This is a genomic window from Wenzhouxiangella marina, assembly GCF_001187785.1.
In the GTDB taxonomy this organism is placed as follows: Bacteria; Pseudomonadota; Gammaproteobacteria; order Xanthomonadales; family Wenzhouxiangellaceae; genus Wenzhouxiangella; species Wenzhouxiangella marina.
Genome location: NZ_CP012154.1, coordinates 2446074 through 2468589, shown reverse-complemented (window position 1 = coordinate 2468589; position 22516 = coordinate 2446074). Strand labels below are relative to the sequence as shown.

The window sequence follows — 22516 nt, the reverse complement described above, 5'->3', positions numbered from 1 at the left end:
CTCTTTCTGGGGGTGGTGTCAGAGCTCGCCGATCAGCTCGATGATGCGCGAGGTCAGGGACTGGATCGGGAAGGGATCGATGCCGCCGGCGGGGTCATTGGAAAGCGCCACCACCACCCAGGGTTCGCTGGCCCCGTCCTTCTGCAGCATCCAGGCGTGAGTGAGCACATGGTTCCCGCTGGCACCGGAGGTCAGACTCCCGCCCTTGTACCAGACCCGATCCCAGACATTGCGGATGCCCGGTTGGGCGGCCTGGTAGCCGAGCGCCTGGTTGACGACTTCGAAGCCCGGGCCATGGCGAGGCAGGGCGTTCATGCCGGCGAAGGTCCGGCAGATGTCCATGGCCGAGGCGCGCCAGGTGCCCGTGGTCAGCAGGCTTTCGTGAAAGAAGGGGAAGCTGATCGGAAAGGAGGGCCCTTCGGGCAGGATCTGGTTGCTCAGGAACTGATCGCGAAAGGCCGGGCTGCCATTGACGTAGCTCTGGGCCGTGGCCAGGTCGAAGCGGGTGAAGACGTGGAACTGCTCGGAGATGTTCAGGAAGGGCAGCAGGGCAGCCGGGTCCGAGAGACCGTAGGCCATGAGCACGTCGGCGATGGCGCTGCGTCCGACGAGCTCATGCAGATGATCGGTGCTGGTGTTGTCCGAATTGGCCAGCATCAGGATGGCCATGTCGCGAACGCTGAACGGGGTGCCCAGCGGTTCGTCGTTGATGATGCCGCCGGCGGCCCGTTCCGCCGCGACCAGGGCGATGGAGTCCTCGGGGGCGCTCAGGCCGTCGTCGAGGCGCTCGGCCAGGGCGGCCAGGACCCACATCTTGAAGATCGAGCCCAGCGCCCTCGGGCTGGTTGCACTGCGCTCGAGCACGCCTCGGCACTGGCCGTTCGAATCGATGCGCGCGACGAGCAGGGCATTGTTCGCCGCCAGGCCCATGTAGGCGTCGGCGGCCTGCTCCAGGCTCAGGGTCTGGTCGGCGGGATACTGGACGGAGCCGGAGAAGGGGCTGACCTGGAAGAAAGTGACCAGCTGGCTGCCGCTGTAGCCGGACCAGACGTTGACGAAGCCGAAGCTCGAGGCGGGGTTGTCGCCGTCGATCACGAAGGTGGCCCGGGTCGGGCTGAGTCCGATCACGTCGACGATGCGTGCGTTCGGATAGGCCGGGCGCAGATTGTTATTGAAGAAATCGACGAGGCTGGCCGGGTCGAAGCCGGGAGAGAAGCGCGCCTGGATTTCGGCGAGGCTGGTGTTCTCGCCGGCGGCGAGTTCACCGACGATCCACTCGACCCGCTCGCTGACCGGCAGCGCCGGTAGCACGAAGGTCTCGTTCTCGATCGGGAACAGGGGGGCGATCGATTCGCTGAAGCGGTTCCCGAAGATCCGATCGTCCAGGTCGGCGGCCCGGGAGCTGGTTGCGCTCAGGGCGCTCAGGGCGATCAGGGTGGCCAGCAGGACGTTCCAGCTCAGCTGAGCCAGCTGGACAGGCGCTCGAAAAACGAAGGTGTGCATGGATGACTCCGCGGTTGCGCTCAGGATCTGAACAGGAAAGCGCGGAAGGATCGGAAACTGGTCCAGGGATCAGCCGATCAGGCGAGGTTCGGGCTCCAGGGTGATGCCGTATCTGGCCCGGATCGAGGCGATGAGATGGTCGATCAGTGCCCGGAGTTCAGGGCCCTGGCCACCACCGTGGTTGACCAGAACAAGGGCGTGGTTGGTGTAGACGCCCAGCGCCCCCCGTCGAAGGCCCTTGAAGCCCTGGCGCTCCAGCATGGCACCGGCGGCGAGCTTGACGCGGCCGTCGGGCAGGTCCCAGTGCGGCAGATCGGGGGTGATGGCCAGCACTTCACGGGCCTGGTCGCTCTCGACGATCGGGTTCTTGAAGAAGCTGCCGGCATTGGCCAGGCGCGCCGGATCGGGCAGGCGATGGCGGCGCAGGCGGAGGATCGCGGCCACGAGCTGTCTCGGCGTGGGCTCGGGTGTTTGCGCCCGGTCCAGGGCCTCGGCGAGGCTTGAGTAGCTGAGATTGGGGGAAAAGCGGCGGGACAGGACCAGGCGGACTTCGGTGATGAAGTAGCGATCGGGCTCCTGCGACTTGAAGCGGCTGTCCCGATAGGCAAAGGCGCAGTCCTCCCGATCCAGTTCGACCCAGCGTCGCGCCTGCCGGTCCCAGGCGCGCAGGGATTCGAAGACCTGGTCCAGTTCGACACCGTAGGCGCCGATGTTCTGCACCGGGGCCGCGCCGACGCTGCCGGGGATCAGGGCCAGGTTCTCGATGCCGTGCAGGCCTTCGTCCAGGCAGCGGCGGACCAGGCCATGCCAGGATTCGCCAGCGGCCGCGCGCACTCGAACCCGATCGTGGTCGATGGTTTCGAAGCTCAGGCCCCGCATCCGATCGAGGAGGATGCGCCCCGGCCAGTCGTCGAGAAAGATCGTGTTCGAGCCGCCGCCGAGGATCAGGTCCGGACCGTCGAAGTCAGGCAGCGCAGGTAGCTGCTCGGGATGTTCGATGCAGCGCAGCTCGGCGGCCTGCGCGGGCAGGCGGAAGGTCGAGAGGGTGCGGAGCTCGGCCGGCCGGATGGCCTCAGGCGGATGCATCGAGCGCTGCCCAGGACCGAACGCAGTCACGAATCAGCGCCGGGCCGTGATAGATGAAACCGGTGTAGACCTGGACCAGATCGGCGCCGAGTTCGCGCTTGTGGGCGGCGTGTTCGCCGCGCGTGATGCCGCCCAGACCGATGATCGGGAAGTCCGGGCCGAGTTGTTCCCGGGCCAGCGCCAGCGCCCGGTCGGCCAGATCGCGCACGGGGCCGCCGCTCAGGCCGCCGCTCTCATCGGCGTGGCGATGGCCGGCCACGGATGCTCGATCCAGGGTGGTGTTGGTGGCGATCAGTCCGTCGATGCCCGACTGGCCGATGACCTCGAGCGAGGCGAGCAGGGCGGTCTCGTCCCAGTCCGGGGCGATCTTGATCAGCACCGGGCGGGTCAGCCCATGCCGCGCCGCCAGCTGGTCACGGAGCTGGGTCAGCTCGGACAGCAGCTCCTTCAGGGGGCCCGTGTCCTGCAGGGCGCGCAGATTGGCCGTGTTCGGCGACGAAATATTGACCGTCACGTAGTCGCAGTGCGGAAAGACCTTCTCCAGGCAGACGCGGTAGTCATCGGCTGCACGCTCGACGGGCGTGTCCTTCTGCTTGCCGATGTTGGCGCCGACGATGCCGCGGAACTTGCGAGTCTTCAGGCGCTCGACCAGGTGATCGACGCCCTTGTTGTTGAAGCCCAGACGATTGATCAGGGCCTCGTGCTCGGCGAGGCGGAACATGCGCGGCTTGGGGTTGCCGGGCTGGGGCAAGGGCGTGACGGTGCCGACCTCGATGAAACCGAAGCCGAGTTCGCCGAGGGCGTCGATGCAGTCGCCGTTCTTGTCCAGACCGGCGGCCAGGCCGACCGGGTTGGGGAAGTCCAGCCCCAGGCAGTGCACCGGGTGCGAGGCGGGACAGCCGCCGAGCAGGCGCGGCAAGCCCAGGCGACGCCCCCGCGCCAGCATGCCCAATGCCAGCTCATGCGCCGCCTCCGGCGGCAGCATGAACAGGGCCTTTCTCAACCAGCTGTACATCGATCAGGCCTCGGAGTGGGAGCAAGAGGTTTGAAACCACGAAGGGCGCGAAGGACACGAAGTTAGAAAAGAATAAGAGCTTTTCTTCGTGCCCTTCGCGCCTTCGTGGTTAATCCACATGCTTGCTATTAGCTAGCGTGGCTGGATCAGGCTCGACCCATCAGAGGTCGAACTTGATGCCCTGGGCCAGCGGCAGTTCCGTCGACCAGTTGATGGTGTTGGTCTGACGGCGCATGTAGGCCTGCCAGGCGTCCGAGCCGGATTCGCGACCACCGCCGGTTTCCTTCTCGCCACCGAAGGCGCCACCGATCTCGGCGCCGGAGGTGCCGATGTTGACGTTGGCGATGCCGCAGTCCGAGCCGCGGTGCGACAGGAAGTATTCGGCGTTGCGAACGTCGGTGGTGAAGATCGACGAGGACAGGCCCTGCTTGACGTCGTTGTGCATGGCCATGGCTTCGTCCAGGGTCTTGAAGGTCATCACGTAGAGAATCGGCGCGAAGGTCTCTTCCTGGACGATGTCCCAGTGGTTCTCGGCACGGATGATGGCCGGCTTGACGAAGTAGCCGTCGCCTTCGATGCGTTCGCCGCCGGTCAGGACTTCACCACCAGCCTCTTTGGCGCGAGCCACGGCCTGCTCGAAGCGCTGCACCGCGGCTTCGTCGGTCAGCGGGCCCATCAGGGTGTTCGGATCCAGCGGGTCACCGATGCGCACCTGACCGTAGGCCTTGACCAGGGTCTCGATGACCTGATCGGCAATCGACTCGTGGATGAACAGCCGGCGCGTGGTCGTGCAGCGCTGGCCCGCGGTGCCGACGGCGCCGAAGACCACCGCCGGGATGGCCAGCTTCAGATCCGCCGTTTCATCGATGATGATGGCGTTGTTGCCGCCCAGCTCGAGCAGGCTCTTGCCCATGCGGCGGGCCACGCGCTCACCGACCTGGCGACCGATCTGGCAGGAGCCGGTGAAGGACATCAGGGCGACGCGCTCGTCGTCGACGAACTTCTCGGCCAGCTCGTGGCCCGGTTCCATGAAGGAGGTGAAGATCGGCGGCACGTCGGTGCCGGCCAGTGCTTCGTTGGCGATGTTCTGGACCGCCGCGCAGCACAGCGCACCCTTCGGCGACGGCTTCCAGATCGTGGCGTTGCCGCAGACGGCAGCCAGCAGGGCGTTCCAGGCCCAGACCGCGACGGGGAAGTTGAAGGCCGTGACGACGCCGACCACGCCGAGCGGATGCCACTGTTCGTACATGCGATGGCCCGGGCGCTCGGAATGCATGGTCTTGCCATACATCATGCGCGACTGACCGACGGCGAAATCGCCGATGTCGATCATTTCCTGGACTTCGCCGTCGCCCTCGGCCTTGATCTTGCCCATTTCCATCGAGACCAGGGAGCCGAGCGGATCCTTGTAGTCACGCAGGGCCTGGGTGATGCGACGAACGGCGTCGCCGCGCACCGGTGCCGGAACCATTTTCCAGGCCTCGGCGGCTTCCTGCGCCGTGCGCAACACTTTTTCGTATTCAGCCTCGGTGGCGCCGCTGACCCGAGCGATGACCTGGCCCGTCGTCGGGTTGAAGGACTCGATCAGATGGTCCTGGCGGACTTCCGACCACTGGCCGGGGCCGAAGCAGGCGCCCGGGTTGACGGCCTGAAGGCCGAGTTTCTCGAGGATCTGATGATGGTTGCTCATGGTCCGTTACAACTCCCGTTGATTCTGTGCAAAGCCCGCTATTATCGCATTGATGGCGGTCGGGTTTCAGGGCCTCGCGTGCTATTCTTCATCCGCTTTCCCACGCCACCCTGGCCGCTGGGGGGAAGAAAGCTGCACCTGAATGCAGACTGAACGAAACTATCCGGCTCAGGTGCTGTCCACTGGAGCAGGCCCGGGTCGTCAATGACGGAGAAAGGACGGCCCTGATGGGCGAACGTGAAGTGGATCAACTGCTCGTCGAGCGGGTTCAGAAAGGCGACAAGAAGGCGTTCGACGTGCTGGTCGGCAAGTACCAGCACAAGATCATCAGCCTGATCTCGCGCTATGTCTCGGACCACGCCGAAGCCATGGATGTCGCCCAGGAGGCGTTCATCAAGGCGTATCGAGCGCTCGGTCGCTTCCGTGGCGACAGTGCTTTCTATACCTGGCTCTATCGCATTGCCATCAATACGGCCAAGAATCATCTGGTGGCGCAGAGCCGCCGGCCGCCGCAGTCCGACGTCGACGCGCAGGATGCGGAACAATTTCAGATCGACACGCGTCTGAAGGACCGTGGTTCTCCGGAACACGAACTGCTCAGAGAAGAAATTGAACAGACCATTCATCAAGCCATCGCCGATCTGCCCGAGGATTTGCGGGTCGCGATCACCCTGCGCGAGATGGAAGGCATGAGTTACGAGGAGATCGCGACCACCATGGACTGTCCCATCGGCACCGTCCGGTCGCGTATTTTCCGAGCCCGCGAAGCGATCGATCAGCGACTTCGGCCGCTGATCGACAATCAATAACCGACTGGAAGACCCGATGAGCGACTCCACCGAACACCTTTCCTCCCTGATGGACGGCGAACTGGATGCCCAGGGCCGTGAATTCGTCCTGCGGCGCCTGTCCAGCGATGCCGGCATGAGTGCGACCTGGCGTCGCTACCATCTGGTGCGTGCCTGCATGCACCAGGAGTTCACCGTCACGACCTGTATCGTGGATCGCGTCTCCGCGGCCGTGGCCGAGGAGTCCGCCCCGGGCTCGGCGGGCTTCCCACGCTGGTTCAAGCCGCTGGCGGGCGGAGCGATCGCGGCCAGTGCGGCCCTGTTTGCCATCGTCGCCATCAATTCCAGCCTGTTGCAGAGAAACCAGAGCGTTCTCGGCGATGATCAGCCCGGCTTCGTCGCCCAGCCTACGGTGCTCGATCAGCCCTTCTCGCAACAGCCGGTTCCGGTCAGTTTCAGTGAGATCAGTCCCGCCGAGCGGCAGCGGATCAACAGCTATCTGCTCCGCCACAATCAGGCCGTGGGCGGCAGCGGCTTCGTGTCCTACCTGCCGATCGTGACCGGTCAGACGGGTGAACGTATCGACATGGAGCCGCTGGCCAGCGGCGAGGCGACCCCCCTCAACCAGGACGTTGCCGAGCAGGATCGCTGATCCATGACCGCAGTCCGCCTGTCGTTCCGCAGCGTGCTGATCCTGCTGCTGCTCGCGGTTCTTCGGCCTGCGTCCGCGGAGGACGACGGCTCGATCGATCACTGGCTGGACAGGATGGCCAGAGCGGTCGAGACCCTCGACTATCGCGGCACCCTGGTGCACTGGCGGGGAGACCGGGTCGACACCCTCAAGATCATTCACCGCGCAGATGCCGACGGCGTTCGTGAACGGCTCTATTCACTGAGCGGTCCGCCACGGGAGATTCTCCGGCAGGGAGATCAGGTGCGTTGTCTGCTGGCCGGAGATCAACCTCTCGTGGTGCAGAGCCAGCTGACGGCACGCCTGATGCCCAACCTGCCGCTCAGCCGCCTGGGTACGCTGGAACAGGCCTACGACATGCGACTCGGAGAGCGGGAGCGAGTCGCCGGTCTTCAGACCCGGATCATCGAGATCCGCCCGAATGACCGCTATCGCTACGGTCACCGCTTCTGGCTCGAAGAACAGACCGGCATGCTGCTGCGCTCCGCCCTGCTGAGTGCTTCCGGGCAGCCGATTCAGCAGCTGGCCTTCGTCGATATCGAACTGGGGGCCAGAATCAGCGATGCGGAGCTGGAGCCCGAGATCGAGCCCGAAGTGGTCATGGAAACGCGCATGGTCATGAATCTGCCGGCGGTCGACAGCAGCGAACTGGGCGAAGCCGCCTGGATGCCGCGGCGCGTCCCCAGTCATTTCCGATTGGCCCGCAAGGCGCGTGGCCAGTCGGCCGATGGCGAGCCCTTCGAACATCTGCTGTTCAGCGATGGCCTGGCCAGTTTCTCGGTCTACGTCGAGGAAGGCATGCAGGGCTACACCGGCTCGCGATTGGAGTCGATCGGCTCGGTGCATATCTTCACCGGCCTGACCGACGGTCGCCAGATCACCGTGGTCGGCGAAGTGCCGGTCGCGACCCTTGAATACGTCGGGCGCTCGATCCGGCGCACCCCCGGCGCACCGCGTCGCCGCTGAGCTCTCCCATGAGCCGCTTCTGGCAGCCTGCCACCGTGATCGCGATACGGCCCGGCAGAATTCGCCTGCGTTTCGATGCCTTGAGTCAGTGTGAGCGTTGCCTGCGGGGCGAAGGCTGCGGTGCTGGGGTGTTCTCCCGCCTGTTCGCCAGGCAATCTTCCGAGCTCGAGCTGCCCGATACGGGATCCTGGGCGGTCGGCCAGCGCCTGCGGGTCGGGGTCGAGGCCGGTGCCGTGCTGCGGGGTTCCCTTGCCCTGTACGGTCTGCCGCTGGCCGGATTCCTGATCGGTGCGATGCTCGGGCAGTCCATTGACGGCAATGGCTTGTCCGCCGACCTGGCCACCCTTGGGGGAGGGCTGATGCTGGCCCTCGTGTTCGCCCTCGCGGCGCGCCGCCTCCAGCGACGGCAATGGAACCCCCTGCTCGAGCCATTGTCTGCTAGTTCAAGTTGTGGTGAGTCTTGAATCGAAGGCTTGCTGATTCCAGTTTTCAGTCGTTCTACCAAGAATCAGGAGTATTCAGAATGGTGCGATGCATGATTGCCTTCTGCCTGGCCACCCTGGTCGCCGCACCCGGCGCTCAGGCCGTGACGCCGGTGGACTTTACCGATCTGGTGGCCGAGTCCATCCCGGCCGTGGTCAATGTCGAGACGGTTCGCTTCGGGTCTCGACCCTCGGAACAGCCGGAGGACACGCAGCAGCGTGGTCAGATGCCGGACGGCTTGCCCGATCTGTTCGAAGAGTTCTTCCGGGGTCCGCGCGGCGGGGCTCAGCCGGACCGCCGGGGTGGTGGTTCGGGCTTCATCATGTCCTCGGACGGCCTGGTGGTCACCAATCATCACGTGATCGATGGCGCCGACGAAATCCGGGTCCGTCTGGCGGATCGTCGGGAGTACCTGGCCGAACTGGTGGGTTCCGATGCCGAAACCGACATCGCGGTGCTGCGGATCGATGCCGAAGAGGAGCTCCCCACCCTCGAGTTCGGTGATTCGTCGACCCTGCGGGCCGGAGAGTGGGTCATCGCGATCGGTTCCCCGTTCCAGTACGAGCAGTCGGTCACTGCCGGCATCGTCAGCGCCAAGGGGCGCTCCCAGTTCAATCAGCAGTACGTGCCTTTCATCCAGTCGGACGTCGCGATCAACCGTGGTAACTCCGGTGGGCCGCTGATCCGCACCGACGGTACCGTGGTCGGCATCAATTCCTGGATCCTGAGCTCCAACGGCGGCAACATCGGCCTGAGCTTCTCGATCCCGATCGAAGTGGCCTCGTCGTCGATCGAACAGCTGCTCGAGTTCGGGCGCGTATCGCGCGGCTTCCTTGGCGTGACCTTCGAAGGCATCTCTCGACAGAAGGCCGATGCGCTCGGCCTCGAGCGACCGGCCGGCGCCCTGGTCAATCGGATCGAGCCGGACAGCCCGGCCGATCGGGCCGGCCTCCAGGTCGGTGACGTGATCCTGCGCTTCAATGGTCAGACCGTCGATATCCACACGGACCTGCCGCCCCTGGTGGGCATGGTGCGACCGGGCACCGAAGTGGAGGTCGATATCTTCCGCTGGGGTGAAGAGATGACCCTGGAGGTGGTGCTCGACGAGCGCAACGAAGACCAGGTGGCCGCGACGGGCGGACGCCCCGAGCTGGCCGAGCCCACCAATGCCCTGGGCCTGTCCGTCGAAGCGCTGGACGATGAGACGCGGCGCCGGATCGGCAATCCCGAGGGCGGCGTGTTGATTGCTCGCGTCGAGAGCGACAATGCCTATCGAGCAGGAATCCGGCCAGGCCAGGCCATTCTGATGATCAACAATCAGCCGGTGAACAGTCTGTCCGACTTCCAGGACATCATCGAGGATCTGCCCTCCGGACGCAGCGTCGCATTGCTGTTGCAGCTGCCCAATGGCAACACCACTTTCGTGGCCTACCTGCCCGAGCAGGACGACTGAGGCGAATCATCCCGGCCCGGCAGTCTGGCTGCCGGGCCGGTATAATCGCGGGTTTGCTCGGCCACGAGTCATGGGGCCTTCCAGCCCCGGCCCGAGGCCCTTGATGCCAGCCCACGCGACCTGATCCAGGCGCCCAGCCCGTAGCACCGACCTGAATGACCGACACACGCCGTATCCGTAACTTTTCGATCATCGCGCACGTGGATCACGGCAAGTCCACGCTGGCCGATCGTTTCATCCAGGTCTGTGGTGGCCTGAGCGATCGCGAAATGGCTGCCCAAGTGCTTGATTCGATGGATATCGAGCGCGAGCGCGGGATCACCATCAAGGCTCAGAGCGTGACCTTGAACTACACGGCTGAGGATGGCGAGACCTACCAGCTCAATTTCATCGACACGCCCGGGCACGTCGACTTCTCCTACGAGGTGTCGCGGTCGCTGGCGGCCTGTGAAGGCGCCTTGCTGGTGGTCGATGCGGCGCAGGGGGTCGAGGCGCAGAGCGTGGCCAATTGCTACACCGCCGTGGAACAGGGTCTGGAAGTGATTCCGGTGATCAACAAGATCGATCTGCCGGCGGCCGATCCGGAGCGGGTCAAGCATCAGATCGAGGACATCATCGGCATCGATGCCAGCGACGCCCTCGAGGTCAGCGCCAAGACCGGCCTGGGGATCCGCGAAGTGCTCGAGGCGCTGGTCAAGCGCATTCCGCCGCCCGAGGATCGGGGCGACGGGCCATTGCAGGCGCTGATCGTCGATTCCTGGTTCGACAATTATCTCGGCGTGAACTCCCTGGTCCGTATCAAGCAGGGGCGCCTGAACAAGGGCGACAAGATCCGGATCATGTCCACGGGTGAAGAGCATCAGGCCGATCAGATCGGCGTCTTCACGCCCAAGCGGACCGCCACGCAGACCCTGGGCTGCGGCCAGGTCGGATTCGTCGCGGCTGGCATCAAGGAAGTCCACGGAGCGCCGGTCGGCGACACGATCACTCATTCCCGCGCGCCGGCCGAGGCGCCGCTGCCCGGCTTCAAGCCGCTCAAGCCGCGCGTGTTCGCCGGCATCTTCCCGGTCGATTCCAGCGACTATCCGGATCTGCGCGAGGCGCTGGACAAGCTCCAGCTGAACGACTCCGCCCTGCAGTTCGAGCCGGAAACCTCGGTGGCCCTGGGCTTCGGTTTCCGCTGCGGCTTCCTTGGCATGCTGCACATGGAGATCGTTCAGGAGCGTCTCGAGCGAGAGTATGATCTCGATCTGATCACGACGGCACCGACCGTGGTCTACGAGCTGGCGATGACCGATGGCGAGATCCTCCAGCTCGACAATCCCGCCGGCATGCCGCCGATCAACAAGATCTCCGAGATCCGCGAGCCGATCATCCTGGCCAATATCCTCGTTCCCCAGGACTACGTCGGTGCGGTCATCGGCTTGTGTGAAGAGAAGCGTGGGGCCCAGAAGGACATGCGTTTTCTCGGCGGACAGGTGCAGCTGAGCTACGAGCTGCCGATGTCCGAAGTGGTGATGGATTTCTTCGACAAACTCAAGTCCTGCAGTCGGGGCTTCGCGTCCTTCGAATACGATTTCGTTCGCTATCAGGCCGGTCCCTTCGTTCGGCTCGATCTGATGATCAACGGGGAGCGGGTCGATGCCCTGAGTGTGATCGTTCACCGTGAATTCGCCGATCGTCGGGGTCGCGAGCTTGCCGAACGCATGCGCGAGCTGATCCCGCGTCAGATGTTCGATATCGCCATTCAGGCGGCCATCGGCTCGCACATCATCGCTCGCTCGACAGTCAAGGCGTATCGCAAGAACGTCACGGCCAAGTGCTACGGCGGCGACATCACGCGAAAGCGCAAGCTGCTGGAAAAGCAGAAAGCAGGCAAGCGTCGCATGAAGCAGGTCGGCCGGGTGGAAATTCCCCAGGAGGCCTTCCTGGCCGTGCTGAGAACAGACAACGATAAATAAGAACGAGAAGTGACATGTACATCGACTACGCCCTGATTCTGACCCTTCTGACGCTGGCGACCGGAGTGCTCTGGGCGCTCGACAGGTTCTTCTTCCGCCGCCGGCGGGGGAAGAACCAGTCGGCCACGGGTGCAGGCAAGCCGGTCGAAGTGGTGGGTTCGTTCTTTCCGATCCTGCTGGTGGTGCTGATCTTTCGCTCCTTCTTGTTCGAGCCGTTCAAGATTCCCTCGGCCTCGATGGTGCCGTCCTTGCTGATCGGTGACTTCATCGTGGTCAACAAGTTCGCCTACGGCCTTCGCCTTCCGGTGCTGAACACCGAGTTCCTGAGCACGGGTGAACCGGAACGCGGTGATGTGGTGGTGTTTCGTTATCCGGTCGACGGCCGTACCAATTTCATCAAGCGAGTCATCGGTCTGCCCGGCGACACCATTACCTATCGAAACAAGATGCTGTTCATCAACGGCGAGCCCATGCTGCAGGAGCAGGACGGGGTCTGGATCGGTGAGGGGATCAACCGCAACCGTCCCGGGGAACGGCCCCTGCGGCGTATCGAGCAGCTTGGCGAGGTGAGTCATCCGATCCTGGTCAATCCGCAGACCGTGCAGCGCGGCCAGCAGAGCTGGACCGTGCCGGAAGGCCACTACTTCGTGATGGGTGACAACCGGGATGCCTCGTCAGACTCGCGCGCCTGGGGCTTCGTGCCCGAGGATCACCTGGTCGGCAAGGCCACCCGGATCTGGATGCACTGGGATTGCAGCCGTGGATGCGTGGTGTTCGACCGGATCGGTGATAAGATCGAGTAAATTGTCGGGTCCTGTGGCGCCGTTGGCGGCGTCAAGGGCGCTTTGGGATTGCTCTCGAGGGAGAATTGATGACCATGTCCACCCATCATCCAGCCGTTCAGGCCCGTGCCCAGCAAGGCATGAGTCTGATCGGATTCATCTTTCTTCTGGTCTTCGTGCTGTTCGCCGTCTACATCGGGATCAAGCTGGTGCCGATCTACCTGAACCACATGTCCGTGGTCAGCGAAATCAAGGCCGTCGCCGACGAGCCCGGTGCGGCCAACCAGCCCCCCAATTCGATACGGCGTGACCTGATCACTCGGCTTCAAGTGAGCTATGTCGAACACGTGACCGCGCAGCACGTGACGATCGAGCGCGGGCCGCCCCCGGCCCTGGTGGTCGAATACGAGGTCGAGACGCATCTGATCGGTAACATCGATGCCATCGTGAAATTCCGTAGTGTCCACCCTCTGAGAAACTAGGCGTTTTCTGGGGTGGCCCGATGTATCGCGTGAATCGCTAGTGCCCCGGCCGAGTCGTCTGCCGGGAATCGATCATGAGTTTTCCGACCCGGACCTGCTGACCCGGGCCCTGACTCACCGGAGTCACGGCCCCGGTCACTACGAACGGCTGGAATTCCTTGGTGACAGCCTGCTGAATCTGGTCGCGGCCGAGCTGCTCTTCGAACGACGGCCGCACGCCGCCGAAGGTGACCTCAGCCGACTGCGGTCGCGTCTGGTCCGGGACCGGACCCTGGCAGAGATCGCTCAGGACCTCGACCTCGGCACGCATCTGCGCCTGGGGCAGGGCGAGATGAAGAGCGGCGGCTATCTGCGGGAGTCAATTCTGGCGGACGTCGTCGAGGCCCTGATCGGAGCGGTGTTTCTCGATGGTGGTTTCGAAGAGGCTCGCCGAGTCGTTCGATCCCTGCTTGAAAAGCGCGAACGTGAACTTCCCGAGGCCGACCGCCTGAAGGACCCCAAGACTCGACTGCAGGAGTTGTTGCAGGGCCAGGGACATGACTTGCCGGAGTATGAAGTGTTGAAGGAATCCGGGGCCGACCACGCCAAGCGATTCGAAGTCGAATGCCGAGTCGGTGAATTGGCACCGCCCGTCCGGGCCGAGGCCGGCAGTCGGCGGAAGGCCGAGCAGGCAGCGGCCCGCATCATGCACCAGAATCTGCTGGAACGTTTCGGCATGGTGAGGGCGCATTCCGATACCGGTCGGCAAGAGGGAGGGTCATCGTGAGTCGCAGGTTCGGGCATGCGGCCCTGATCGGACGGCCGAACGTCGGCAAATCGACCTTGCTCAACCGCATCGTCGATGCGCCCCTGGCCATCGTGACCCATAAACCCCAGACCACGCGGCATCGCATCATGGGGATCCACAGCGAGGCGCGCGGTCAGATCGTATTCGTGGACACCCCTGGCTTGCATCGTCGACGAGACCACGCACTCAATCGGCGCCTCAACCGGATTGCCGCCGATACCAGTCGCGGCGTGGACGTGCTGGTGCTGGTGATCGATGCGACGCGCCAGACCGACGAGGATGACCTGGCCCTGGCCCAGGTCGCCCAGCACGAGGGCCAGTCCATTCTGGTGATCAACAAGATCGATCTGCTCAAGGATCGTGCCGAGTTGCTGAAGCTGACCGAGCGCTGGGTCGCGGGGGCGGACTTCAAAGCCGTCGTCTACGTCTCGGCGCTCAGGAACGATGGTGTGGAAGACCTGCTCAGCGAGGTCTTCAAGGCGCTCCCGGAAGGCGAGCCGGCCTATCCCGAAGATCAGTTCACCGACCGCTCGGAACGCTTCCTGGCGGCCGAAATGGTCCGGGAGCAGCTCATGCTGCAGCTGCACCAGGAAATCCCCTATGGCCTGAGCGTGATCGTCGAGCGCTTCGAGCGCACCGGGACCCGGATCGAGATCGATGCCCTGATCGTGGTCTCGGAGGATCGCCACAAGGGGATGGTCATCGGCCGGCAGGGTCAGGTGCTGAAGCGAGTGGGATCCCGGGCCCGTGCGGCGATCGGCGAACTGCTTGGCGAGCGAGTGCACCTGAACCTGCACGTGCGTACCCGCAAGGGCTGGATCGACGATGAGGGGCAGCTCGACGAGCTCGGTTATTCGCGCTGATGCGCGTTGATGATCAGGCCTGCTGGGTGCTGCATCGCAAGGCCTGGCGCGAGTCCAGCCTATTGGTCGAACTGTTCACCCGGGACCACGGTCGGATCGGCCTGGTCGCCCGCGCTGCTCGCGGTGCACGGTCGCCCTGGCGGGGCATGGTCGAACCCTTCTGTCCGCTGCAGGCTGCCTGGAGCCGGCGCGGCGAGCTGGGCACCCTGACGGCGCTCGAGCCTTCGAGTGCGCGAATTCCACTGAGCGGACAGGCCTTGTGGTGCGGGCTCTATCTGAATGAACTCCTGCTGGTCCTTCTCGATCGTGATGAGCCCATGCCGGACCTGTTCGAAGCCTACGGCAGGGCGCTGACCTGCCTGCTCGATCCGGACCGTCAGGCCCGGGCCCTGCGTCGCTTCGAGTGCGAGCTGCTGGCCAGTCTCGGCGTGTTGCCTGATCTGGCCTGCAACGCGACTGACGGCGCGGCGATCGTTCCGGAGGGCCTGTATCATGTGCTGCCGGAAACCGGCCTGGTGCCGGTCGAAAGGGAGGGTGCGGCTGTGGTTCACGGACAAGCCGCGCTTTTCCTGGCCGGTGAGATCGATCAGGCCGATGCCGAGATCCGGCGGGAGGCGCGTCTTCTCACGCGCTGGCTGATCGACCACCAGCTCGGTGGGCGCTCACTCAAGACCCGCGAACTGCTGCGCGGCGGCCAGCGCCGTACGACAACTGGAGACTCAAGATGAGCCGATTGCTGCTCGGTGTGAATATCGATCATGTGGCCACCCTTCGCCAGGCCCGGCGCGGTCAATACCCCTCGCTGGTCCAGGCGGCGGCGCTGGCCGAGGAGGCGGGGGCGGACGCTATCACCATCCATCTTCGCGAAGACCGGCGCCACATCCAGGATCGTGACGTCGAATTGCTGGCGGAGTTGATCACGACGCGGATGAATCTGGAGCTGGCGGTCACCGATGAAATGCTCGCCAAGGCCGAGCGGATTCGGCCCAGCGACGTCTGTCTGGTTCCGGAGCGCCGGGAAGAACTCACCACCGAGGGTGGCCTGGATGTTCGTGCTTCGAGCTCGCGCGTGGCCGAGGCCTGTCAGCGTCTGTCCGAAGCGGGCTGCCGCGCCAGTCTGTTCATCGACCCGGATCCTGCCCAGCTCGACGCGGCCCGGGATTGCGGAGCGCCGGTCGTGGAGCTGCACACCGGCCGCTATGCAGACACCCGGGGTGCGGATCAGGCACGGGAGCTGGCACGGATCGTCGAGGCCGTCGAGCACGGGCGCGCGCTCGGGCTGGCGATCAACGCCGGGCATGGACTCAACTATCACAACGTCGAGGCCATCGCTGAAATCGCAGGCATCGAAGAGCTCAATATCGGCCACTCGATCGTATCGCGAGCCGTCATGGTGGGGCTGCCCGCGGCGGTCCGGGAAATGAAGCGGCTGATGCGTGCAGCGCGTGACTGCTCAGTCAGCCGTCCGTAGGAGGAGTGCCGTGGTCGCCCTGGCAGTTCGGTTGAAGTTCAGCCAGGCTTGACCGACGCTGAAGCGATCCCGGCTGCCCAGCGCTCGGTGCAGCTCCCGACAGGCTTGCCCGAGCGCCATCGCGCCGACGAAGCCGGCGGCACCCGACCACTGGTGCAGCCGTGCCCGAGCGCGAGCGGATTGCCCCGCGAACAGCTGCTGCTCCAATTCGCTCAAACCTTTTTCGAGTTCGCGGCCGAAGCGATGCCGCAACTGGCGGGCTCGCGATCCATGCGCGGAAGGGGAGTGCAGGGCGTCGCCGGTGGCAAGCAGAGCCGGACGCATGCCGTCCTCGTCCCGGCGCGGTTTCGGTAGACGCCCGTCTTCATGCAGGCAGGCCATCGCCTCGAGAAGTTCGTCGAGACCAACGGGTTTGCTCAGGCAGTGATCGAATCCGGCCTCGGCCAGACGTTGCCGCTCTTCCCGACGAGCGTCTGCGGTCAGAAAAAGGATCTCCGCTCCTGCCGACGGATGATCGAGTTCGCGGATCGAGCGGGCAGCGTCCAGGCCATTGCGTCCTGGCATGTGCAGATCCATCAGGATCAGGTCATACTCGCTTCGGCGGCAGCGTTCGACCGCCTCGGCGGCCGAGCTCGCGGCATCGACCCTTGCAAGGCGGTCCTTCAGTCCATGCTGCAGGAACTCGCGATTGACCTCGTGATCGTCAACCACCAGGATGCGAAGCGATTCGGGCAGAGAATGATCGGCGCATGAAATCACATGGCAACTATAGCGACTCCTGGCTCCCTGGCCAAGTCTGCCTGTCGCTGATGCTGCTGTTCGTCCTGCTGGCGGGTGCCGGCCAGGCGCGTTCGGCCGAGTTGCTTGTCGACAGTGGCGCGGGCAATGCGGGTTCGCTTCACTGGGAGACGTTGAGCCTTGCCTACCTAGATCCTGGGTCTGCAGATGGCACCTGGAGTGCCCAGGTCGATGGCCTGAGGCTGGCGTTCGAAAGCCGGGCGGATCTGGCGCTGGGTACCCTTGAAATCGAATGCCCATTGAATTCCGGTGCGGCCTCGGGGCTTCCCTGTCTGGCTGGACAGTTCGTCTGGCAGCGGCCGGATCAGGGTGCCCTGAGCGGCGCCTTTCGCTTCGATCCCGAAGTGACTCGGCCGAGCCTGGACATCGAGCTGGAGAGCCTGGGCCTGGCCTTGCGTTGGTCGAAGCCCGAGGCAGAGGCTGCCAGCCTGAATCTGGAGCTCGACGAACTGATTCTTGCGCGTTTGCCCGAGCTCAGGGCCTGGCTGCCCGGTCTGGACTTGCTGGACGGGCGCATCGATGGCCAGGCGAGCTGGATCGATGGTCGCCTGCAGGGAAGCTTCAGGGTCGCCGCTCTGGATTTCGATGGTTTCGAGGGTCGCCTGGCCGGTGCCGGGCTCCTTGCCGCGATCGAACTGGAAGGCCAACTGGATGCGTCGGGATGGGCGCTCGAGACTCGGTTGACGCAATCCGGCGGAGAGCTGTTGGCCGATGCGCTCTATCTGCCGCCCCCCGAGGCGCCGCTGGAGCTGGAGATCGAACTGGCGTCGCGTGCGGCGGACCGTATCGAGATCCGCCGCCTTTCCCTCGATGATCCCGAGATCCTGTCGCTCCGGGCGGTTGGATGGGCGGAGCGTGATGAATCAGGATGGCGGCTGGCCTCGCTCGAGGCGGAACGGATCGAACTCGATCTGGCCCGGGCCTGGCCGCGCTGGTTCGAGGGGCATGCGGCAGCGGCTGGATTCGCCGGGCTCGAGGCCCAGGGGCGCGTCGAGGCCGGTCTTCGACTGGAACAGGAGGGCTTGACTGGACTGACGGCCCGGCTGGCGCAGGTTGGCTTCCAGGAACCCGATGGTCGCTTCGGTCTGGCTGGCTTGTCCGGCGTGCTAGAATTCGATCAGGGAGTCGCGGACCTGGCACTGGAACTCGCCGGGTTGGAACTGCTGGGCCTGCCCTTCGGTCCGGGCCGTCTGCGGGCCGCCAGCGACCGAAGCGGGCTATCGCTCAGCGAGCCGTTTCGACTGCCGCTGCTCGACGGGGCACTGGTCATCGACCGTCTGAAACTCAATGATCGACTGGAGGAGCGGGGGATCGAACTCGATGCACGCATCGAGCCGATCGATCTCGTGCGTCTGACGGCCCTGCTCGGTTTTCCCTCCTTCGGTGGCACCCTGGCCGGCGCGTTCCCGGGCATCAGAGTCGGTCGCGAACGACTGGCCTTCACCGGGGGCATCGATATCGAGGCATTCGAGGGGCGCATCCGTCTGGATGAGCTGGTCGTCGAGCGGCCCTTCGGCACGCTACCGGCGCTGGCCGCCCAAGTCCGTTTCGATCGCCTCGATCTGCTGGAGCTGACCGGTGCCTTCAATTTCGGCCGCATGGAGGGCCAGGTCTCGGGCTGGATGCGTGATCTGCGGCTCCTCGACTGGCGCCCGGTCGCCATGAACACCCGAATCTATACGCACGAGGATGCGCCACGGCGACGGATCAGCCAGCGTGCCGTCGACAACCTGTCCAGCCTGGGCGGTGGGGTCGGCGGGGCCCTGCTCAGCGGCACGGTGCTGCGCGTCTTCGAGGATTTTCCCTACCGGCGGGCGGGCCTGGCCTGCCGTCTGTCCAACAACATCTGCCACGTCGATGGCGTGGCGCCGCACGAATCCGGTGGCTTCTACATCGTCGAGGGCAGGGGCGTTCCGCGCCTGGACATCATTGGCCATCGACGCCTGGTCGACTGGCCTCAGCTGCTCGCTCAACTGCGTGCCGCCACGCGTGGACGCTGATCGGAGCCAGGGCCCACGATTGGCGGTGATGGATCAGCCGCTCTGATCCTGAGCGGCTGCCACGGCATCGGGGATGGTGCTCAATCCTCGGCGGAGCGGACCATGACCTTGCGGATCCGCGAGCCGTCCAGATCGACGATGGTGAACAGCTGCTCCCCGATCCGCAGACTGGTCCGTCCTTCGGGAATCGACTCGAGCTCTTCCAGCAGCAGGCCGTTGATGGTCTTGGCACCCGAGGTGGGCAGATCCCAGTCGAGGCGGCGGTTGAGCATGCGCACCGTGGCCGCGCCATCGATGATCCAGGTGCCGTTCTCCTGCTGACGGACGCGACGCTGACGGCTGCCGCCCTCGGTGGTGTACTCGCCGACGATTTCTTCGAGGATGTCGTCGAGGGTCACCAGGCCCTGGATGTCGCCGTACTCGTCGACCACCAGGCCCATGCGCCGCTCGCGGCTCTGGAACTCGAGCAGCTGCTGGGTCAGGGCCGTGCCTTCCGGGATGAAGTAGGGCTTGCGGATGGCGCGCATCAGTGAGGCCATGTCGAGACGGTTCTGCGCCAGCTGGGTGACGACGGTGCGGATGTGCAGGAGACCGACGATGTTGTCGAGGTCGCCGCGCCAGACCGGCAGACGCGTGAACAGACTCTGGGTCAGGGTCTGCACGATCTCGTCCCAGTCCGCGTCCAGGTCGAGACCGACGATGTCCTGGCGGGGGACCATCACGTCATCGACGCGGCCGTGCTCCAGATCCAGGATGTTGATCAGCATCTGCTGGTGGTCCATCGAGATATGGCGCCCACCGCCTTCCTTTACGAGCGAGCGCAATTCTTCGCGGCTGAGGGCGTCGCTGTGGCCCGTGCCACGGCGGATGCCGAAGGGACGCAGCAGGCCGGAGGCGGCCAGATTGATCACCCAGACCACCGGGTAGAGCAGCTTGAGCAGCGGGGTGAGGATGTAGCTGGCCGGATAGGCAATGCGGTCCGGATGCAGTGCCGCCACGGTCTTCGGGGCCAGTTCCGCGAAGATCAGTACCACGGCGGTCAATACCAGGGTCGAGATCCAGATGCCGGCCTCACCGAACAGGCGAATGGCGATCACCGTGCCGATGGAGGCGGCCAGGATGTTGACCAGATTGTTGCCGAGGAGGATCAGGCCGAACATCCGGTCCGGCTGGCCGAGCAGGGCCTGGGCCAGGCGGGCGCCGCGGTGGCCGCCGTCGGCCTGATGGCGGAGCCGATAGCGATTGAGTGCGACCAGGCCGGTCTCCGAGCTGGAGAAGAAGGCCGAGAGCACGATCAACAGGCCGAGCAGCGCGAACAGCGCCGAGAGAGGCAGCTCGCTCATCGAGGCGTCCGGATCGCCTCCGCCATGGCTGCCGTTGGCGTTGGCTGGGACCAGGATCGGTCGAGCAGTACTTCGAGCACCAGCTTGCTGCCGAAGTAGGCCAGGACCAGCACGAACATGGCGGCGAGCGTGAAGCGGATCGCGCGTCGCCCGCGCCAGCCGAACCACCAGCGGCCGGCCAGCAGCAGCGCGAACAGCAGCCAGGAGAGCACGGACAGGGCCGTCTTGTGCACCAGGTGCTGGGCGAACAGATTGTCGACGAACATGAAGCCGGTGATCAGGCTGAGGGTCAGCACCAGCCAGCCAGCGGCAACCAATCGGAACAGCAGGGTCTCCAGGCTATTGAGCGGTGGCAGCATCTCGAGCTGGCGAATGCGCTTCGGGTGGCGCAGCAGGCTGTCCTGGACGGCCAGCAACAGGGCATTCAGGGCGGCAATGCTCAGCAGACTGTAGGCGATCAGGGAGCTGTAGACGTGCAGCCGGAGCGCCGGCGTCAGTTCGGCCAGTATCAGCGGCTCGGCTGGCACGAGCGCCATCAGCAACAGACAGACCGCCGCGCCCGGAAAGACCACGATGCCGGTCTCGGCCGGGCCATGGCGAAGCCAGGACAGCAGCAGGACGAGCACGATCATCCAGGCCGTGAGCGACAGGACATCGAGCATGTTGAGGTTGAGCCCGCCGCCGACCCGCAGACTCTGCCAGAGAAGCAGGGCGTGGGCCGCGCCGCCCAGGACCGCCAGGGCGACGGCCACCGCGCGCAGGCGGGGTCGAGCGTTGACGAACCCCAGTGCCAGGAGCAGGCCGGCAGCCAGGTAGGCCAGACTGCCGAGAACGGGGATCAGGGACGAAAACTGCACGAATTGCGGCCTGCTGCTGTGGAGTCGAACACCCGATCAGTATAATGTTTCGCCTGATTCAGCCCAAGACCACCGGCGAGCGTGAATTCGAGCGCCGGCAGCGTCCAGACCCGAGATACCGAGAATCCGATGTTCGATCAACTGAGCCAACGCCTGACCGGTTCCCTGGAGCGCCTTCGGGGCCGGGGAAAGCTGACTGAAGACAATATTCGCGAGGCCATGCGCGAGGTGCGCATCGCCCTGCTGGAAGCCGATGTGGCCTTGCCGGTGGTCAAGGACTTCATCAAGCAGGCGACCGATCGAGCGGTTGGCCAGGAAGTCGTCGGCAGCCTCAAGCCCGGCCAGGCCCTGGTCAAGGTCGTGCACGAGGAGCTCAAGCGAGTCCTGGGGGGCGATCAGGCCGAATTGAAGCTCGATTCCGCGCCGCCGGTGGTGATCCTGCTCGCGGGTCTGCAGGGCGCGGGCAAGACCACCACGGCCGGAAAGCTGGCCAATCTGCTCAAGGACCGGCACAGGAAGAAGGTGCTGTTGGCCAGCTGCGACATCTATCGTCCCGCGGCGATCGATCAGCTCGAGACTCTGGCCGGGCAGGTGGGCGCCGGCTTCTTCCGCTCCGAGCGGACCGACGACGCCGAGGCCATCGCTCGGGAAGCGGTCAGCGAGGCACGCAAGCAGTTTGCCGACGTGCTGATCGTCGATACCGCCGGTCGCCTGGCCATCGACGATGCGATGATGGACGAGATCAAGCGCGTCCATGCCGCCATCGATCCGGCCGAGGTCCTGTTCGTGGTCGATTCCATGACCGGTCAGGATGCGGCGAATACGGCGCGCGCCTTCAACGACGCCCTGCCCCTGAGCGGTGTGGTCCTGACCAAGACCGACGGTGACGCCCGTGGCGGTGCGGCGCTGTCCGTGCGCCAGATCACCGGGGCGCCGATCAAGTTCCTCGGGACCGGCGAGAAGATCGACGGCCTCGAACCCTTCTATCCGGACCGTCTCGCCTCGCGGATCCTGGGCATGGGCGACGTGCTCAGCCTGGTCGAAGAGGTCGAGCGCAAGGTCGATCAGAAGCAGGCGCGCAAGCTGGCCGCCAAGGTCGGCAAGGGCTCACGCCGCTTCGGCATGGATGATCTGCGTGATCAGCTGCTGCAGATGGAGAACATGGGCGGTCTGAGCTCCCTGATGGACAAGCTGCCGGGCATGAACAAGCTGCCCGAAGCGGCCCGGGCCCAGATGGACAACAAGCAGACCCGCCGCATGATCGCGATCATCAACTCGATGACGCCGAACGAACGGCGCTTCCCCGACATCATCAAGGGCTCGCGCAAGCGCCGGATCGCGGCCGGCTCCGGCGTGCAGATCCAGGACGTCAATCGTCTGATCAAGCAGCACAAGCAGATGCAGAAGATGATGAAGAAGGTGGGCAGCAAGGGCGCCATCTCCAAGCTGATGAAGCGCCTGCCCGGTGGCCCCGGGGGCGGCTTCCCGGGCATGTAG

21 protein-coding genes are annotated in these 22516 nt (G+C 64.9%); 14 read left to right on the top strand and 7 right to left on the bottom strand.

The window, feature by feature from the left end:
* Positions 1 to 18 precede the first annotated feature (18 nt).
* The 4 genes from WM2015_RS10550 to amaB all read right to left on the bottom strand — a co-directional run bounded on the left by WM2015_RS10550 (position 19) and on the right by amaB (position 5294).
* Positions 19 to 1503 carry a serine hydrolase gene (locus WM2015_RS10550; protein ID WP_049726010.1) on the bottom strand — a complete coding sequence of 495 codons (1485 nt, stop codon included), beginning with the start codon at positions 1501 to 1503 and terminating at the stop codon, positions 19 to 21.
* A 69-nt stretch (positions 1504 to 1572) separates the two neighbouring features.
* Positions 1573 to 2589 (bottom strand): UDP-N-acetylmuramate dehydrogenase, encoded by a 1017-nt coding sequence (gene murB / locus WM2015_RS10545; RefSeq protein ID WP_049726009.1) that lies wholly within the window; start codon positions 2587 to 2589, stop codon positions 1573 to 1575.
* Entirely contained in the window at positions 2576 to 3604 is a 1029-nt protein-coding gene (locus WM2015_RS10540) for a quinone-dependent dihydroorotate dehydrogenase (RefSeq protein WP_049726008.1), read from the bottom strand. The genes murB and WM2015_RS10540 overlap by 14 nt, the downstream gene beginning before the upstream one ends.
* 160 nt (positions 3605 to 3764) lie before the next feature.
* The gene (gene amaB, locus WM2015_RS10535; protein ID WP_049726007.1) at positions 3765 to 5294 is read right to left on the bottom strand and encodes an L-piperidine-6-carboxylate dehydrogenase; all 1530 of its coding nucleotides are present in this window, start codon (positions 5292 to 5294) and stop codon (positions 3765 to 3767) included.
* Between the two features lie 227 nt (positions 5295 to 5521).
* Between amaB and rpoE the strand changes: the two genes are divergently transcribed.
* The 12 genes from rpoE (at position 5522) to pdxJ (ending at position 16021) form a co-directional block, all read left to right on the top strand.
* Positions 5522 to 6103 (top strand): RNA polymerase sigma factor RpoE, encoded by a 582-nt coding sequence (gene rpoE, locus WM2015_RS10530; RefSeq protein WP_049726006.1) that lies wholly within the window; start codon positions 5522 to 5524, stop codon positions 6101 to 6103.
* Positions 6104 to 6119: 16 nt separating this feature from the next.
* The gene (locus WM2015_RS10525; protein WP_049726005.1) at positions 6120 to 6734 is read left to right on the top strand and encodes a sigma-E factor negative regulatory protein; all 615 of its coding nucleotides are present in this window, start codon (positions 6120 to 6122) and stop codon (positions 6732 to 6734) included.
* A gap of 3 nt (positions 6735 to 6737) precedes the next feature.
* Positions 6738 to 7739, top strand: coding sequence for a MucB/RseB C-terminal domain-containing protein (locus WM2015_RS10520; RefSeq protein WP_049726004.1), 1002 nt, complete (start codon positions 6738 to 6740; stop codon positions 7737 to 7739).
* A gap of 8 nt (positions 7740 to 7747) precedes the next feature.
* Positions 7748 to 8203 (top strand): SoxR reducing system RseC family protein, encoded by a 456-nt coding sequence (locus tag WM2015_RS10515; protein ID WP_049726003.1) that lies wholly within the window; start codon positions 7748 to 7750, stop codon positions 8201 to 8203.
* A 59-nt stretch (positions 8204 to 8262) separates the two neighbouring features.
* Entirely contained in the window at positions 8263 to 9675 is a 1413-nt protein-coding gene (locus WM2015_RS10510; RefSeq protein WP_049726002.1) for a DegQ family serine endoprotease, read from the top strand.
* 155 nt (positions 9676 to 9830) lie between these two features.
* Complete coding sequence (gene lepA, locus WM2015_RS10505; RefSeq protein ID WP_049726001.1) at positions 9831 to 11636, top strand: translation elongation factor 4; 1806 nt, start codon at positions 9831 to 9833, stop codon at positions 11634 to 11636.
* A 14-nt stretch (positions 11637 to 11650) separates the two neighbouring features.
* Positions 11651 to 12439, top strand: coding sequence for a signal peptidase I (gene lepB, locus WM2015_RS10500; RefSeq protein WP_049726000.1), 789 nt, complete (start codon positions 11651 to 11653; stop codon positions 12437 to 12439).
* 68 nt (positions 12440 to 12507) lie between these two features.
* Positions 12508 to 12900: a DUF4845 domain-containing protein gene (locus tag WM2015_RS10495; protein ID WP_049725999.1), complete on the top strand. Its 393-nt coding sequence runs from the start codon at positions 12508 to 12510 to the stop codon at positions 12898 to 12900.
* 40 nt (positions 12901 to 12940) lie between these two features.
* Positions 12941 to 13666, top strand: coding sequence for a ribonuclease III (gene rnc / locus WM2015_RS10490; protein ID WP_049725998.1), 726 nt, complete (start codon positions 12941 to 12943; stop codon positions 13664 to 13666).
* The gene (gene era, locus WM2015_RS10485; RefSeq protein ID WP_049725997.1) at positions 13663 to 14550 is read left to right on the top strand and encodes a GTPase Era; all 888 of its coding nucleotides are present in this window, start codon (positions 13663 to 13665) and stop codon (positions 14548 to 14550) included. Before rnc ends, era begins: the two co-directional genes overlap by 4 nt.
* Positions 14550 to 15278 carry a DNA repair protein RecO gene (gene recO / locus WM2015_RS10480; protein WP_049725996.1) on the top strand — a complete coding sequence of 243 codons (729 nt, stop codon included), beginning with the start codon at positions 14550 to 14552 and terminating at the stop codon, positions 15276 to 15278. The genes era and recO overlap by 1 nt, the downstream gene beginning before the upstream one ends.
* On the top strand, positions 15275 to 16021 hold the full coding sequence (pdxJ, locus tag WM2015_RS10475; protein ID WP_049725995.1) for a pyridoxine 5'-phosphate synthase: 747 nt from the start codon (positions 15275 to 15277) through the stop codon (positions 16019 to 16021). The genes recO and pdxJ overlap by 4 nt, the downstream gene beginning before the upstream one ends.
* On the opposite strand, the gene WM2015_RS10470 is transcribed toward pdxJ, so the two are convergent.
* Positions 16004 to 16732, bottom strand: coding sequence for a response regulator (locus WM2015_RS10470; protein WP_169751152.1), 729 nt, complete (start codon positions 16730 to 16732; stop codon positions 16004 to 16006). The two genes, pdxJ and WM2015_RS10470, sit on opposite strands and share 18 nt — an antisense overlap.
* 38 nt (positions 16733 to 16770) lie before the next feature.
* Between WM2015_RS10470 and WM2015_RS10465 the strand changes: the two genes are divergently transcribed.
* Positions 16771 to 18819, top strand: a complete 2049-nt coding sequence (locus WM2015_RS10465) for a hypothetical protein (RefSeq protein ID WP_049725993.1) — start codon at positions 16771 to 16773, stop codon at positions 18817 to 18819.
* An 80-nt stretch (positions 18820 to 18899) separates the two neighbouring features.
* On the opposite strand, the gene WM2015_RS10460 is transcribed toward WM2015_RS10465, so the two are convergent.
* Together WM2015_RS10460 and WM2015_RS10455 are read right to left on the bottom strand one after the other, a co-directional pair.
* Complete coding sequence (locus tag WM2015_RS10460; protein WP_049725992.1) at positions 18900 to 20162, bottom strand: HlyC/CorC family transporter; 1263 nt, start codon at positions 20160 to 20162, stop codon at positions 18900 to 18902.
* Positions 20159 to 21019 (bottom strand): cytochrome C assembly family protein, encoded by an 861-nt coding sequence (locus WM2015_RS10455; RefSeq protein ID WP_049725991.1) that lies wholly within the window; start codon positions 21017 to 21019, stop codon positions 20159 to 20161. The genes WM2015_RS10460 and WM2015_RS10455 overlap by 4 nt, the downstream gene beginning before the upstream one ends.
* Before the next feature lie 129 nt (positions 21020 to 21148).
* Between WM2015_RS10455 and ffh the strand changes: the two genes are divergently transcribed.
* A complete protein-coding gene (ffh, locus tag WM2015_RS10450) occupies positions 21149 to 22516 on the top strand; it encodes a signal recognition particle protein (RefSeq protein WP_049727059.1) in 1368 nt (455 codons plus the stop codon).